Source organism: Streptomyces sp. NPDC050263 (assembly GCF_040655955.1).
In the GTDB taxonomy this organism is placed as follows: Bacteria; Actinomycetota; Actinomycetes; order Streptomycetales; family Streptomycetaceae; genus Streptomyces.
This window is the reverse complement of the sequence record NZ_JBFAKW010000124.1, coordinates 1-15431: the sequence shown is the minus strand read 5'-3', so window position 1 is coordinate 15431 and position 15431 is coordinate 1. Positions and strand designations below refer to the sequence as shown.

12 protein-coding genes are annotated in these 15431 nt (G+C 69.5%); 6 read left to right on the top strand and 6 right to left on the bottom strand.

Annotated features, from left to right (window positions below; genetic code table 11):
* Positions 1-272 precede the first annotated feature (272 nt).
* Entirely contained in the window at positions 273-1268 is a 996-nt protein-coding gene (locus AB0J04_RS36840) for a helix-turn-helix domain-containing protein (RefSeq protein WP_363172970.1), read from the top strand.
* A 106-nt stretch (positions 1269-1374) separates the two neighbouring features.
* On the opposite strand, the gene AB0J04_RS36835 is transcribed toward AB0J04_RS36840, so the two are convergent.
* Positions 1375-1677, bottom strand: a complete 303-nt coding sequence (locus AB0J04_RS36835) for an antibiotic biosynthesis monooxygenase family protein (RefSeq protein WP_363172969.1) — start codon at positions 1675-1677, stop codon at positions 1375-1377.
* 111 nt (positions 1678-1788) lie between these two features.
* On the bottom strand, positions 1789-2751 hold the full coding sequence (locus tag AB0J04_RS36830; protein ID WP_363172968.1) for a carbohydrate kinase: 963 nt from the start codon (positions 2749-2751) through the stop codon (positions 1789-1791).
* A 250-nt stretch (positions 2752-3001) separates the two neighbouring features.
* Here AB0J04_RS36830 and AB0J04_RS36825 point away from each other — a divergent pair, with 250 nt between their 5' ends.
* The 4 genes from AB0J04_RS36825 (at position 3002) to AB0J04_RS36810 (ending at position 7091) form a co-directional block, all read left to right on the top strand.
* Positions 3002-4018 (top strand): sugar ABC transporter substrate-binding protein, encoded by a 1017-nt coding sequence (locus AB0J04_RS36825; RefSeq protein WP_363172967.1) that lies wholly within the window; start codon positions 3002-3004, stop codon positions 4016-4018.
* Positions 4019-4154: 136 nt separating this feature from the next.
* Entirely contained in the window at positions 4155-5150 is a 996-nt protein-coding gene (locus AB0J04_RS36820) for an ABC transporter permease (RefSeq protein WP_363172966.1), read from the top strand.
* Positions 5147-5983: an ATP-binding cassette domain-containing protein gene (locus AB0J04_RS36815; RefSeq protein ID WP_363172965.1), complete on the top strand. Its 837-nt coding sequence runs from the start codon at positions 5147-5149 to the stop codon at positions 5981-5983. Before AB0J04_RS36820 ends, AB0J04_RS36815 begins: the two co-directional genes overlap by 4 nt.
* Before the next feature lie 76 nt (positions 5984-6059).
* Positions 6060-7091 carry a LacI family DNA-binding transcriptional regulator gene (locus tag AB0J04_RS36810; RefSeq protein WP_363172964.1) on the top strand — a complete coding sequence of 344 codons (1032 nt, stop codon included), beginning with the start codon at positions 6060-6062 and terminating at the stop codon, positions 7089-7091.
* Here AB0J04_RS36810 and AB0J04_RS36805 read toward each other — a convergent pair.
* From AB0J04_RS36805 to AB0J04_RS36790, 4 genes are all read right to left on the bottom strand, one after another.
* Positions 7021-9843: an AAA family ATPase gene (locus tag AB0J04_RS36805; protein ID WP_363172978.1), complete on the bottom strand. Its 2823-nt coding sequence runs from the start codon at positions 9841-9843 to the stop codon at positions 7021-7023. The genes AB0J04_RS36810 and AB0J04_RS36805 overlap by 71 nt on opposite strands.
* 317 nt (positions 9844-10160) lie before the next feature.
* Positions 10161-10844 carry a response regulator transcription factor gene (locus tag AB0J04_RS36800; protein WP_363172963.1) on the bottom strand — a complete coding sequence of 228 codons (684 nt, stop codon included), beginning with the start codon at positions 10842-10844 and terminating at the stop codon, positions 10161-10163.
* A gap of 52 nt (positions 10845-10896) precedes the next feature.
* The gene (locus AB0J04_RS36795; protein WP_363172962.1) at positions 10897-12099 is read right to left on the bottom strand and encodes a sensor histidine kinase; all 1203 of its coding nucleotides are present in this window, start codon (positions 12097-12099) and stop codon (positions 10897-10899) included.
* 42 nt (positions 12100-12141) lie between these two features.
* On the bottom strand, positions 12142-13350 hold the full coding sequence (locus AB0J04_RS36790) for a sensor histidine kinase (protein ID WP_363172961.1): 1209 nt from the start codon (positions 13348-13350) through the stop codon (positions 12142-12144).
* Between the two features lie 434 nt (positions 13351-13784).
* Here AB0J04_RS36790 and AB0J04_RS36785 point away from each other — a divergent pair, with 434 nt between their 5' ends.
* Positions 13785-15080, top strand: a complete 1296-nt coding sequence (locus tag AB0J04_RS36785) for a hypothetical protein (RefSeq protein WP_363172960.1) — start codon at positions 13785-13787, stop codon at positions 15078-15080.
* Positions 15081-15431: the final 351 nt, after the last annotated feature.

Sequence of the window (15431 nt, the reverse complement as noted above, 5' to 3'; positions counted from 1 at the left end):
GAGGGAGCCCGTCGGCCGTGGTTCTCGATCCCCTGGTGCGGGGAGCCGGGGCCTGGACGCGCCCGGGTCGGCGGTAGCCGGCGCACCGCGACCGGTGCGGGCACGACGCACAGACCAGTCGACCGACTGATGCGGCTCCCCAGGCCGCACGGCAGGCTGGGGAAAGGCAGGTGCTCTGCGGTCCGGCCCCGAGCAGCGGGATCCACGCCGGCTGCGCGGACAGGGGATCCGCGTACTTTTCCGAGCGCCCGCGACGTCCACGGAGGAAACCTGTGTCCACTGTCCTCTCCACAGCTCCGCTGTCCGCTGCCGACCGGGCGGAGCGGTGGCATCAAGCGGTTTCCGACACCTTCATGCCGATGGATGTGAATCTGCTCGAGAAGGAGCCGTCGCCCGGAACGATCGTCAGCAGTCGGCTCGGCGCCCTGCAGATCTCTCATGTTCAGGCCGGACCGCAAGTGGTGACGCGCGACAAGCGCAACATCTCCCGCGAGGACCGGAAATCACTGACCGTCAGCCTTCAGCAGCGAGGCACCGCGATAAAGGAGCAGGACGGGCGGGAATCCGTGATAAAACCGGGCGAATTCTCCATCACCGACTCTTCCCGCCGGTTCAGGATCAAACTCGAAGGGGAATTCGTTTTCACCTCCTTCCATTTCCCTCGCGAAGACCTTCACGTGCGGGACGAGGATCTGCGGGCACTGACCGCCACCGCCTTCACCGGCGAGGAGGGCAGCGCCGCACTCGTGGCGACCTATCTTGCGCGCATGGCACGCGAAGCCGAGGGCTTCGACGACGGCGTCGGCCGCCGGGTTGCCGCCACCGCGCTCGATCTGATGGTGCTGCTCATCGACGAGCGGCGCGGCCTGTTCGCCCGCGAGGGCCCGCAGGTGGCCGTGGCCTCCCTCCACCGGGTGAAGGAGCACGTCCTGCGCAACCTCGACGACCCCGACCTGTCACCGTCCAGGATCGCCGAAGCGCACTTCATGTCGGTCCGCTACCTGCACAGACTGTTCCAGCTCGAGGGCACAACCGTGGGCGGCTGGATTCGGATGCAGCGACTGGAGCGGTGCCGCCGGGATCTTCTGCGGCCCATGGCCCGCGAGTTGGGAGTGGCGGCAATCGCCCAACGCTGGGGTTTTGCGAATCCCAGCCATTTCAGCCGAGCCTTTCGCGCGGCTTACGGTACGACGCCTCGCGAATGGCAGGTCCACGGCCGGTCCGGAGCACACCACGGGAAAACCGGCGATGCGCTGACGGACAAGTGACCGGTCGCAGCAGCCCATAACGTGGTGATCAGGAAACCATGCGCACCACGCAAGGAACTGCGGATGTCCGGCCCGGCCGAGGTCCCCATGACCCGGTACAGGCTCGTCACGAACTCGTGGCCAGTGGGTTCAGGAAGGTCAGCACGGAGGCGTCCTCTTCGATCAGCGGGACGAGGACGGCGTTGAACGGGCCGCCGTACGGGGCGTTCAGGTGCGCCTGGAAGGCGTCCTCGTCCCGGTACACCTCGAAGATCCAGAAGGCGCGCGGGTGGGCTGCCTTGGTGTAGACGTCGAAGGCGATGTTGCCCTCTTCCTCGCGCACCTTCAGGGCGTAGTCGCCGATCAGACGCGCGACCTCGTCCTCAGCTCCCTCGCGGGCGGTGAACTCGGCGAGCAGGGTTTTCCTCACGGTCTCGTTCTCCTTGTCAGTGGCGGACGTCAGTCTCAGGGGTCACTCGTGGGCGGAGCCGAGGCGTCAACGGACGGACCGTGATCTCCTGCTGAGCGGCCTGCTCGCCCATCAGTCGCGGTCGGCTGCGGCGAACTGCGCCAGCCGGCTCTGCCACGGTGGGTTGGGGCCGACGACAGAGCAGGTCAGGGCCGCCACGCGGGTGCCGAAGCGGCAGGCTTCCGCGACGTCGTCCAGGCGGAGTTCCGTCAGCCTGCCACCCAGAAGCCCGCGCGTGCCGAGGTGGTGCAGCAGTCCGGCGGTGAAGGAGTCGCCTGCCCCGACGGTGTCGGCGACGCTCGTCGCGACGGCGGGCACCTGGACCCGTTCGCCGTCGAGCGAGGCCAGGGCGCCGTCGGCGCCGAGCGTGATCACGACGAGCCGTACCCCCGCCGCATGCCAGATGTCGCACGCCTGCTCGGGCGGGGTGCCCGGCAGCAGGAGTTCCAGGTCGTCCTCGCTCAGCCGCAGGATGTCGGCGAGGGTGCACCAGTGCGCCAGCCGGGCCCGGTAGACGTCGGGGCGGACCAGCAGTGGCCGGACGTTGGGGTCGATGCTGATGGTCGCGTGAGGGGCGGCCGCCGCCAGGAAGTCCTCGACCGCCGTCGCTCCGGGCTGCCGGACCAGGGCCAGGGATCCGGTGTGCACGCAGGCGGCGCCGGACAGGTCCACCCGCGCCAGCTCCTCTGCCGTCCACTGCCAGTCCGCCGTGTTCTGGGCGTGGAAGGAGAACGCGGCCTGCCCCTGGGCGTCCAGCTCCGCCACGGCCAGGGTGCTGGGCTCCGCGGCCCGGACGGCGTCCGACAGGTCCACCCCCGACGCCTCGAGACGGGCACGGAACAGGCGGCCGAACACGTCGCCCGACAGGCGCGCGAGGAAGCGGGCCGGGGTGCCGAGACGGGCCAGGGACACTGCCGTATTCGCAGGTCCGCCGCCCGGCAGCACACGTAGGGCGAGTTCGTTCGAGGTGCCGGCGGGTTCGGCGAACGCGTCCGCGACGCACTCACCCAGGACGGCGATCTGACGCAGGCTCATGGGCTGCTCCTCTCTGACGGACGTACGGGCACACCGGTCACGCGGGAGGGCGGCTGCCGGACCGCCGGGGTGGGCGGCGGACGCGGATGTTTGCCGTTTTGTGACGAGCGCGGGGCATTGACGTTTCCGGGAGACGGAGTCCATCATCCTCGCCAGGCAGTGTCAACGATGACATAAGTCAACGATGACACCTCGGGCGGCATGCTCTGATCCCAACCCCGTGCCGCCCGCTATCCCACAGGAGTCGATGATGTCTCGCACCACTCGCCTGTCCTCCTCCCTCCTCAGAGCCGCCGCGATCACGGGCGTCGCGGCACTCACCCTGACGGCCTGCGGGTCCGGCTCCGGATCGGGCTCGTCGAGCTCCGGCTCCGGCGAGGTCAAGGTCGGTCTGATCACCAAGACCGACACCAACCCGTTCTTCGTGAAGATGAAGGAGGGCGCGGAGAAGGCCGCCAAGGAGAACGGCGCCCAACTGTCCACCGCGGCAGGCAAGTTCGACGGGGACAACGCCGGACAGGTCACCGCCATGGAGAACATGGTCGCCGCCGGGGTCAAGGGCATCCTGATCACCCCGAGCGACTCCAAGGCGATCGTGCCCGCGATCGAGAAGGCCCGCGCCAAGGGGGTCCTGGTCATCGCCCTGGACACGCCGACCGAGCCGGAGAGCGCGGTCGACGCCCTCTTCGCCACCGACAACCTCAAGGCCGGCGAGCTGATCGGCGAGTACGCCAAGGCCGCCATGAAGGGCAAGACGGCGAAGATAGCCGCCCTCGACCTCGCGCCGGGCGTCTCCGTCGGAGTCCAGCGGCACAACGGCTTCCTGAAGGGCTTCGGCGCCGCCGACAAGGACGTCGTGTGCGCCCAGGACACGGGCGGCGACCAGGCCAAGGGCCAGACGGCGATGGAGAACTGTCTCCAGAAGGAGCCCGACATCAACGTCGTCTACACCATCAACGAGCCGGCGGCCCTGGGCGCGTACACCGCGCTGAAGGCCAAGGGCCGGGAGAAGGACGTCCTGATCGTCTCCGTGGACGGCGGCTGCACCGGCACCCAGGCCGTCAAGGACGGCAAGATCGCCGCGACTTCGCAGCAGTACCCGCTGAAGATGGCCGCCGAGGGCGTCAAGGCCGTCGTGACGTACGCCAAGGACGGCAAGAAGGCGTCCGGTTACACCGACACCGGCGTCACGCTGATCACCGACAAGGCGCAGACCGGGCTCACGTCGAAGGACACCGCCTACGGCCTGGCGAACTGCTGGGGCTGAGCCACCCGCCCGGTCCGTACGCGCCCCTCGGCGGGGCGGCCGTCCCTTCCTCCCCGACCGGGGGCGGCCGCCCGCCCGGCCTCTTGTCCTCCGACCAGGAAGGACAACGACCACTGTCTTCCGACAAGGACTTCGCATGACAGCCACGACAACGCCGTACTCGGAGCTCAAGGCGCCGACCACGGCCCGCAGACTGCTCACGGCGCCGACCACCGGACCCCTGGCCGCCCTCCTCCTGGCCTGCGCCTTCTTCTCCTTCTCGACCGACCAGTTCCTGACCGGCGGGAACTTCTCGCTGATCGTGCAGCAGGTCATGGTCGTGGGCACCCTCGCCATCGGGCAGACCCTGATCATCCTCACGGCGGGGATCGACCTGTCGTGCGGTGCCGTGATGGCGTTCGGCAGCATCGTGATCGCCAAGACGGCGGCCGAGGGCTCCGTCCCACCGCTCGTCGCGATCGCGCTGGGCCTGGCGGTCTGCGGCGGGTTCGGGCTGCTCAACGGGTTGCTGGTGCAGAAGATCCCGCTGCCGCCGTTCATCGTCACCCTCGGCATGCTCAACGTGGCGTTCGCGCTGACCCACATCTATTCCGAGGAGCAGACGGTCACCAACCTGCCCGGCCCGCTGACGGCCCTCGGCGAGACCTTCCCGCTGGGCCACACGGACATCACCTACGGCTCCCTGGTCACCATCGCCCTGTTCCTCCTCCTCGCCTACGCGCTGAGCAGCACCGGCTGGGGCCGACACGTCTACGCCCTGGGCAACAGCGCCGAGGCCGCCCGGCTGAACGGCATCCGCACCACCCGCCTCACCATCGGCATCTACACCGTCGCAGGCCTGCTGTACGGCATCGCCGCCCTGCTGCTCATCTCCCGCACCGGAGTCGGCGACCCGCAGGCGGGGCAGACCGACAACCTCGACAGCATCACCGCCGTGGTCCTCGGCGGCACCAGCCTCTTCGGCGGACGCGGCTCGGTCCTGGGCACCTTCATCGGCGTCCTCATCGTCGGCGTGTTCCGCAACGGTCTCCAGCTGATGGGCGTCGCCTCCATCTACCAGACCCTGATCACCGGAGTCCTGGTGATCCTCGCGGTGACCGTCGACCAGCTCTCCCGGAAGAAGGCCCGATGACCGCCACCTCCTCCCCCGCGCCGGTGCTGCAGGCCCGCGGCCTGTTCAAGCGGTACGGCCAGGTCACCGCCATCGACGGCGCCGACTTCGACCTGCTCCCCGGCGAGGTCCTCGCCGTCATCGGCGACAACGGCGCCGGCAAGACCAGCCTGATCAAGGCCCTCACCGGCGCGGTGACCCCCGACGCGGGCGAGATACGGCTCAACGGCGAGCCCATCGCCTTCTCCGGCCCCCAGAGCGCACGCGCCCACGGCATCGAGACGGTCTATCAGGATCTCGCCGTGGCCGCCTCCATGGACATCGCCTCGAACATGTTCCTCGGGCGCGAGCTGCGCCGCCCCGGCGTCCTCGGCAGTGTCCTGCGCATGCTGGACAAGAAGCGCATGCGCCAGGAGGCCGCCGAGCACATGGCCGACCTGAAGATCGGCCTGCGCTCGCTGACCCAGTCGGTGGAGACGCTCTCCGGCGGACAGCGGCAGGCCGTCGCGGTCGCCCGTTCCGTCGCCTGGGCCCGCTCCGTCGTCGTCATGGACGAACCCACCGCCGCCCTCGGCGTCAAGGAGTCCGGCCAGGTCCTCGACCTCATCCGCCGGGTCCGCGACAAGGGCATGCCGGTCGTCCTGATCAGCCACAACATGCCCCACGTCTTCGAGATCGCCGACCGGATCCACGTCCACCGCCTCGGCCGGCGCGCCGCCGTGATCAAGCCCTCCGACTACTCCATGGCCGAGGTCGTCGCCATCATGACCGGCGCTCTCACCGTCGACGAAGCCGGAGATACTGTCGTAGCGGATTCGGAGGCCGCGAAGGCCGCCGGAGTCCAGGCCACCTGACAGCACAATCCCGCTCTCACAGATTCCGGCCAAGGCCGTGGCCGGAACCGAGAGCCCTCAGGAGACGGTTTCCTCCATGGCAGCGAACCGCCGCCCCACCCTGGCCGACGTCGCCCGCGAAGTCGGAGTCAGCGCCAAGACGGTCTCCCGAGTCCTCAACGAGGACGGACCCGCCTCGGCGCAGACCAGGGAACAGGTACTGGCCGCAGTGGCCAAGCTCGGCTTCCAGCCGAACCTCATGGCCCGCAACATCCGCGTCGGCGGCCCGGACACCACCATCGGTCTGGTCATCCCCGACCTCGCCAACCCCTTCTTCGGAGCCGTCGCCCGCGCCATCGAGGACACCGTCCGCGAACGCGGACTGACCCTGCTCATGGGCTCCTCCGCGGACGACCCCGAGCGCGAACGCGCCCTGACGGACAAGTTCCTCGCCCGCCGCGTCAGCATCCTGATCGTGGTCCCGTCCGTCGGCGCCGACCACTCCCACCTCAAGTCCCACCGTACGGCGGGACTGCCCGTGATCTTCCTCGACCGGCCCGGAGTCGGCCTCGCCACGGACAGCATCGTCAGCTCCAACCGTGCCGGAGCCCACGACGGCGTCGCCCACCTCGTCACCCACGGACACCGGCGCATCGGCTTCGTCGGCGACCTGCCCCTGAAGCTGTACACCCGCCGTGAACGTCTGGCCGGCTACCGCTCGGCACTCCAGGAAACCGACATCCCCTACGACCGCTCGCTCGTCGCCAACGCCCACGACCAACAGGGCGCCGAGGCCGCGACCTCCCGGCTCCTCGGCCTGGCCGATCCCCCCACCGCGCTGTTCGCCGGCAACAACATCATGGCGCTGGGGACAGTCGCCGAACTGGCCCGCAGCAAGCGCAAGGACGTCGCCGTCGTCGCCTTCGACGACGTGGCGCTCGCCGAGGCCCTCGAGCCGGCCCTGACGGTCGTCGCCCAGGACGCGGAAGAACTCGGCAGAACAGCCGCGACCACCGCGCTGACCCGCCTGGACGGGGACCGCACTCGAGCCCGCACCCTCACCGTTCCCACCCGGCTGATCGTCCGGGGCTCGGGCGAACTCCCCGTCCCCGCGCCGCAGGAAGCGTGACCTCGGTCGGGCGGCGGCCACTTCCCTTTCCGATGCGGTGGTGTTCTTGATCGGCCAGTTCGGACAGGGCCGTTGCCCCGCAGCCGGTGAACAACGCTTTCGCTCGTTCCAGCTGAGCGAGTCCTTCGGACCGGCGGTCGACGGCGGACAGTGCGATGCCGGCCGTCAGCCGGGCCGTGGCTTCATAGAGCGGCATTCGAGCTGCGCCGAACGCGGCAGCGGCCTCGCACGCCGCCTCTGCCGCCGCCGCGTCTTCCCTTGCGAGGTGCGCCTCGGCGCGGGCCAGCAAAGCGAAGCCGAGCTGTCCGGGCGGTCCGTCGGGGCTCACAGCGGATGCTGCGCGGCCGGCCCACTTCTCGGCAGCCGCCACATCGTCCCTGCCCAGCTCCGCACCGACCAGCAGCCTCAACCACAAGGGGCGCATGGGTGCTTCGAACGCCAACATGTCGGGGCCACCGCCGGCTTCGACCACCCTGCGGACGCAGCCTGCCGGATCACCGTTGAGCAGCAGCGCATTGCCGAGCATCCCGAGGATCGCCGACCGGTACTGGGTCGGTTCGGGGCCGGCCTGGGAAAGCGACTCCTCGCAGATCTTCAGTGCTCCGACGAAGTCTCCCCTCCACATCGACACCGCCGCGTTCACCGCCTCGGCCAGCGAGCGCGGCTCGTTGCTGCCGACGAGTGATGCCGCCTCCAGTGCGTCCTCGGCGTACGTTGCCGCCTCGTCCAGTCGCCCGAGCCACATCAGGACGTATGCGGAGGCGGCGAACAGATCGGCGAGCATGAGGCTTTGGCCGGTACGACGGGAAAGGTCCAAGCCCTTGCCGAGGTGGCGGAGCGCGGGGTCGTAGTGTCCCAGGAACATTTCCGTCCAGCCGATCGTGACAAGGGTGTCGATCTGGCCGACCAGTTGTCGGTCATCGGTTTCGTCGACCGCCTCCAGGACCAGGTCCAGGCAGTCGGTCGATCGGGCGGAGTCCCCGGCCAGGGTATGTGCCAGTGCCAGCAGACCCCGGACGGCGGTGATCTGCAACGGGTCTCCGATGGTTTCTGCCGAGTGCAGCGCGCGTTCGCCCCAATCGACGGCTGCGGGGAAGTCGGCTGTGCGAAGCGCCACCGTCGCAACCTCCGCCTGCAGAGCCGCGGTCTCTGATTCCGGCCGGCCGTCGTGGTCGTCCAGTTCCCGGAGCAGCAGCGACGTCGCCTCCTTGTACCGGCCGAGCTTCCACTCCATCGTGGCTCGGGAGACGGTCAGCCGAGCCCGCTGAGCCCGTGCCTGTGCGGGCAGTAGTGAGGCGGCCGTGCGCAGGATGTCGCGGCTTTCCAGCAGGCGTCCGGCCATGCCCAGTGCATCGGCCTGCTGGAGCCACAGTTCGGGCCGCAACCGGCTTTGCTCGCCGAGCAATCGCAAGGCTTCCTGTGTCCAATGCGCGGCGGCGGCCGGTGCGATCGTCATCACCTGACGGGCGGCCCGTACAAGTACGTCGACGGCACGTTCGTCTCCTACGCGCGCCGAACGCTGAACGTGCGACGCCTGGGCAGTCAGCGGTGCGCCGCGCAGCGCCAGGCCGTCCGCGGCCCGGGTGTGCGCCTCGATCCGCCAGCCGGCGCCCACCCCCTGGTACACCGCTGCCCGCACCAGCGGATGGCGGAACCGGAATTGGCGCGTGGAACCGATCTGGCGTACGAGGTCCCGCTCCGCGACCTCGTCCAGGGCCGCAAGGGCCTGTGCCTCACCGGTTTGGGCCACGACTGCCACCATCTCGGCGTCGAAGGAGTCGCCGAGCACCGCGGCCGCCTGTGTACAGACCCGCGCAGCCGCCGACAGACCGCCCAGTTCCTCCAGCAATGCGGCACGCACCGATTGCGGCAGATCGTCGGCGACAGGCGCCGAGTCGGCCGGGACGGTCGGCGTGCTTGCGTTCCCGGCGCCGCTTCGGGTCAGCGCCTCCAGGTAGAACGGGTTGCCGCCGCTGGCCTCGTACAGCCGCTGGCAACGCCGGTGATCCGTCCTGGCCCCGCACAGCTCCGCTCCCTCGGCCGGGGACAGCGGACCCAGTTCGACCCTGGCCACTCTTCCCTCCGTTCCGGCCCGGGCCAGTGCCGCGGCCAGTCGCGGCGGGGCCTGCCGGGGACGGTAGGCGAGGGCGAGGAGCAGCGGTGTCCTTGGCGGGTGCCGTACCAGATGGTCGATCAGCTCGGCCGTCCCGTCATCCGTCCACTGCAGGTCGTCCAGGCCGAGCACAAGCCCGCCGTCCGCACTCAGCGTCTCCAGCAACGTGCGCACCGCCCGGTGGAACCAGTACCGTTCGGCCCTCACCGGCTCCGGCCCGGCCGGGAACCGGTCACAGAGCGCGGGGAAGGCCGTGCTCAGCAGAGCGAACGCGCCGGGCGATGATCCATCGTGCCGGAGCCGCAGGAAGTCCACATTGCCGAGGTGGTCGTCCAAGGCCTCCACGAACGCACCGTACGGGGCCCGGTCGAACTCCACGCTGCGCCCGGTCAAGGACACCAAACCGCGCCCTCTCGCGCGCTCGCCCAGTTCGCCCAGCAGCCGTGTCTTTCCGATACCCGGTTCCCCGACCACCTCGACCACCCCCGGCGCACCGGCCAAGGCATCCTCGATCGCACCGTCGAGAACCGCCAACTCCGCTGCCCGCCCGATCAGGCGGCTCCCCGTCCGGGACCGGTCGGCTGAACAACGCGGATCGGTGAGCCGGCAGCCTCGGCAGCGGCCCAGGGGTCGACTCACGCTTTGGCGATCGCCGCCTTGGGTCGTTTCGAGCTCTCTGCCCGGGGCCAGCCGGTCCCGAACATCACCTCGCTGATGCAGGTCACGGATGACTGCGCGCGTGATGTGATCCACGCGTTCAACGAGCGGGGGTTCGAGGCACTGGACCCAAAATGGAGCGCGGCCGTCCGCCGACGATCAGCCAGGAAACGCGTGAGCGGATCTGCCTGATCGCCCTGACGGTCCCCGCCGAGCGGGGCATCACCGGCATGTCGACCCGGAGCCTGAGAACCCTGGCCGCCCACCCGGCCGATCGGAAGGTCGTCGCCTCCCACACCTCAGGTGTTGTCCGTGCTCCAGGCTGCGGGGCCGCGGGAGGTCAGTCCGGTCTCGTACGCGAAGACGACCGCTTGTGCCCGGCTGTTCAGCGTGAGCTTGCGCATGCAGCGGTGGACGTGTGTCTTGATGGTCGCTGTGCTGAGCACGAGTCGCTGGGCGATGTCGGAGTTGGACATGCCTGCCCCGACCAGCCCGAGGACTTCCAACTCCCGGGGAGTCAGCGTGTCCAGCGCGGAGTGCGGCTCGGGTGCGGCCGGGCGAGGGGTATAGGTCTCGATGAGCCCTTTGATCACTGAGGAGCTGAACAGCATGTCGCCGGCGTGCACGGTGTCGATGGCGGCGAGCAGTCGGTCCGGTGGGGTGTCTTTGAGCAGGAAGCCGCAGGCGCCGACCTTCAACGCGCCGTAGACGTACTCGTCGAGGTCGAAGGTGGTCAGGACGAGGATCTTGGGGGGCGGGGACGCAGCCTGGGCAAGGATGCGCTCGGTGGCGGTGATCCCGCTGATGCCCGGCATCCGAATGTCCATCAGGATGACGTCGGGTCTGGTCTGCGCTGCCAGCTCGATCGCCTCCTCGCCGTCCTGCGCCTCTCCGATGACCTCGACTCCCGGTGCGGCCCGCAGAAGTGCGACGAGTCCCGAGCGGATGAGGAACTGGTCGTCCGCGACGAGCACTGTGGGCATGCGTGATTTCCGCCTTCCTCGCGGTTGCCCGGCCGGCCGCCGAGACGCTTTCTCACCTGTCGCGGGCCACCGGAACGGTCAGTGCGACTTCGAACCCGCCCTGCGGGCCGGGGCCGGCGGTCACCGTCCCGCCGTAGATGCCGGCCCGCTCGCGCATGCCGATCAAACCATGGCCGGCGGGCCCCGCGGTGGTGCCGACGGGAATTGCCTCCCGTCCGTCATCGGCCACCCGGACGCGGACCGCGGCCTCGTCGTAGTGCACCGTGACGCTCGCGTTCGCCGCCGGCGCGTGCTTCATGACGTTGGTGAGAGCTTCCTGGATGACTCGGAAGACACACAGATCGACGCCCGGCGGCAGCGCGAACGGGGCGCCCGTGACCCGGACGTCGACAGGGACGCCCGCGGCTTCGACGCGCCGGGCCAACTGGTCCAGCCGCCCGAGTCCGGGGGACGCTGTGTGGTCGCCCGCCCCCTCCTGTGCGCGCTCGGACCCTTCCCTGAGCACGACCAGCATGCGGCGCATTTCCGCCATGGCCTCGTGGGCGCTGCCCGCGATGGTCTCCAGCGCCGTGCGGGCGGTCTTCGTATCGGAGGTGAAGACGTATCCGGCCAGGCCGGTCTGCACGGAGATCGCGGACACGTGGTGGGCGACCACGTCGTGCAGTTCACGGGCTATGCTCATGCGCTCGGCCATGACGGCCTGCTGCGCCTTCTCCTCCTGCTCCAGGCGCAGTTGCTCGCTGAGCACCGCGAGCCGCTCGCCGCGCTCCGCGAGCCGGCGGGACCGGTCGCCGGTCACCCACAGGACGGCGACCGTCACGGTCACGAAGACCACACTCTGCGGGCCGATCCCGGGCTCGGCCAGTCGCGTACCCCACAGCAGGACGAGCAGCGATGCGGCGGCGCACTTCGCAGCGACCCTGCGCGGGCACTGCGCCGCGACGGTGTAGAACGCCAGGCCCAGTCCGCAGACGACGACCACGTGGTAGTAGGCCAGGGTCATGTAGCACAGCGTGCAGGTCGCCGTGCTGACGAGTACGGTCAGGGGAGCCCGGCGGCGCACGGCCAGCGGAAGATAGACCAGGGCGACCAGCACGTAGGCCCATACATCGGTTTGCCGCCAGTAGCCCTGCGAGTTCGGCCAGTTGTGCAGCATGGTGCTCATGATGCCGAGCGACACCACCGCATAGACGATGTCTGCCACCTGCGGGAAGGCCTGGCGAACCGTCCCGCTCCACGGGCGCTGCGCGAACATCGTCCGAGCGTAGGCCCCGAGCGACCGCTCCAAGACGCTTTCTCACCTGTCGCGGGCCACGGGGACGGTCAGTGCGACTTCGAACCCGCCCTGCGGGCCGGGGCCGGCGGTCACCGTCCCGCCGTAGATGCCGGCCCGCTCGCGCATGCCGATCAGACCATGGCCGGCGGGCCCCGCGGTGGTGCCGACGGGAATTGCCTCCCGTCCGTCATCGGCCACCCGGACGCGGACCGCGGCCTCGTCGTAGTGCACCGTGACGCTCGCGTTCGCCGCCGGCGCGTGCTTCATGACGTTGGTGAGAGCTTCCTGGATGACCCGGTAGACGCACAGGTCGGCGCCCGGCGGCAGCGCGAACGGGGCGCCCGTGATCCGGACGTCGACGGAGACGCCCGCGGCTTCGACGCGCCGGGCCAACTGGTCCAGCCGCCCGAGTCCGGGGGTCGCGGTGTGGTCGCCCGCTCCTTCCTCCTCCTGGGCACGCTCGGTCCCCTCCCTGAGCACGACCAGCATGCGGCGCATTTCCGCCATGGCCTCGTGGGCGCTGCCCGCGATGGTCTCCAGCGCCGCGCGGGCCGTCTTCGGGTCGGAGGTGAAGACGTATCCGGCCAGGCCGGTCTGGACGGAGATCACGGACACGTGGTGGGCGATCACGTCATGCAGTTCACGGGCTATCTTCATGCGCTCGGCGATGACGGCCCGCTGCGCCTTCTCCTCCTGCTCCAGGCGCAGTTGCTCGGTGAGCACCGCCAGGCGTTCGCCGCGCTCCGCGAGTCGGCGGGCCCGGTCGCCGGTCACCCAGGCGACGGCGACCATCACGGTCACGAAGGCCACACTGAACGGGCCGCTCCCGGGCTCGGCGAGCCGCGCGCCCCACAGCAGCACGAGCAGCGATACGGCGGCGCACTTCGCAGCGACCCTGCGCGGGCATTGCGCCGCGACGGTGTAGAGCGCCAGGCCCAGTCCGCTGACGACGACCACGTGGTAGTAGGCCAGGGTGAAGTAACACAGCACGCAGGCCACCGTGCCGATGAGCACGGTCAGGGGAGCCCGGCGGCGCAGGGCCAGCGGAAGATAGACCAGGGCGATCAGCACGTAGGCCCATACGTCGGTGTGCCGCCAGTAGCCGTGCGGGTCGGGAAAGTTGCGCAGCACGGTGCTCGAGATCCAGACCGACACCACCGCGTAGACGATGTCCGCCGCCTGTGGGAAGGCCTGGCGAACCGTCCCGCTCCACATGCGCTGCGCGAACATCGTCCGAGCGTAGGCCCCGAGCGACCGCTCCACCCCGCATTCCAACACAGCTACACCCCAGGTTGTACACCGCCGACCACCCTGGTTGCAGGCGCAGTTCAACCCCTGGTTGGGCGAGAGGGAACAGCCCTTCCAGCTAGCTTTCATACACCCGGGCAGCATCGCCTCGGGCGGGGCGACCTCGGCGGCCGCTGCCGCCCGGTCGATCGAGTACATCGCCGGCAAGGACACCTGCGAAGGGAGCGGCTTGGTAAGCCGGTAGGCCTGGATGCCTCCGCGCAAGCGCGCGACCTCGTATCGAGTTCGCATGCACCGGCGAACGCAGGAATTCATCCCGCCTCACGCAGGGGGCCGACAACCGGGCCGACCTGCCATCGCATGGCAGACACGGAGAGTACCCAATGCGACGAATCCTGAGAACGAGCAGAACGCTCGTGGCAGCAGCACTCGCGCTCGGCACGCTGGCGGCCGGTGCCGGGGAAGTGCAGGCCGCCGACACCGACTCGGCCACGGTGCGACCGCCGGTCGCGGTCAACCAGGCGGCCTGGGCCACCGGCATCGACCGGCAGAACGCCGTGATCGCGTACTGGACCAGCGAGGACATGGCCCTGTGGAACGCCAACAACACGGACTACGGCGTCGACGGCCCCAACTACAGCAATCTCGACGAGGGCCGCATCTGGAGCCGCCCCGGTGCCGTCAACCAGACAGTCGGGCGACTGTACTACCGTCAGACGCTGACCTGGCCGGCCACCACCCGACCCAGTCGGCCGGGCGACGCGATCGGCACGGTGGACTCGAAGCAGTGGTTCCATCTCGACTCCACCGGAGCCTATGTACCGGCCGACACCACCGCGCAGCACATCTTCAACGACAGCACGACGGTGACCGCTGTCGCGGACGGGACCACCACCACGGTCCGCACCGTGGCCTACCCCACCGAGTGCTCGGCGAACGCGGTGGACAGCGCCAACGGCAGCACCGTCCTGTCCGCGGGCCACTGCGTGTCCAACCCACTGGCCGTGGTCGCGCTCGGCTCGCTCCTCGGCACCGTCCAGAAGGGCTCGGTGAGCGCCACCGACGACGCCTGGATGTTCATTCCCGGCTATGACGGCACCAAGGTCGGCCTGGACCAGGCCCCCTACGGGCTCTGGCCCGCGACCGCCGCCTACACCACTGCGCAGTGGAACGACTTCGCCACGCTGAACCCCAACACGGTCAACCTGTCCAACTTCAACTACGACGTCTCGGCGCTCACCGTCGCCGACCCGACCAGACCCGGCGTGCGCCTGACCGATGTCGTGGGCTCCCAGCACGTGGCCTTCAACCAGCCCTACAACCAGACCATGTTCGCCTTCGGCTACCCCAACGAGGGCAGCTGGGACACCGTCAGCACACCCGTTCCGGCACCGGGCCAGGCACCGGGCACCACCCGCCAGATTTCGCGCTACCGCTACGACGGGCGCTCACTCGTCGAGTGCAACGGCAGCACCTGGAAGGACTTCATCCTGAAGACCGACTACGAGATGACCTGCAACATGACGGGCGGCGCCAGCGGCGGCCCCTGGTTCCAGGACTTCGACCCGGTCAGCGGCACCGGCACCCAGGTCGGGGTGAGCTCCACCAAGTACCCGAACTTCGTCAGCGGCGAGGGGATCTGGATGATCGCTCCGCACTTCGAGGACAACGACCGGCTGCTCTACGACACGGTCCAGAACCTCACGCCGTGATCCACCGGCCACGGCCAGGATTCGTCGCACGACAAGGTCACTCACGGTGCGGCCATCAGGGACCCGCTGACCCCGGACGCGTACCGCCCGCCACCGTCCGGCCGGAGGAATCTCAGGGCAGGCACTGAAGGCGGCGAACGGGAAACATGACCTCCAGGTCTGCGTGCCGTCACGGTCACGCAGGAACGGGAGTTCAGCGATCGCCTCTCTGCCTCATCACATTGGTTGGTCGCAGATCCGGACCACATGACTGCACGGGGCTTCCCCCTTGTAGGTGGACACCTTCGATCCGGCCCCGCAGGGGACCGGCCAGAAGGAGTCATTTATGGTGATGAGGGTATACTCGCCCGA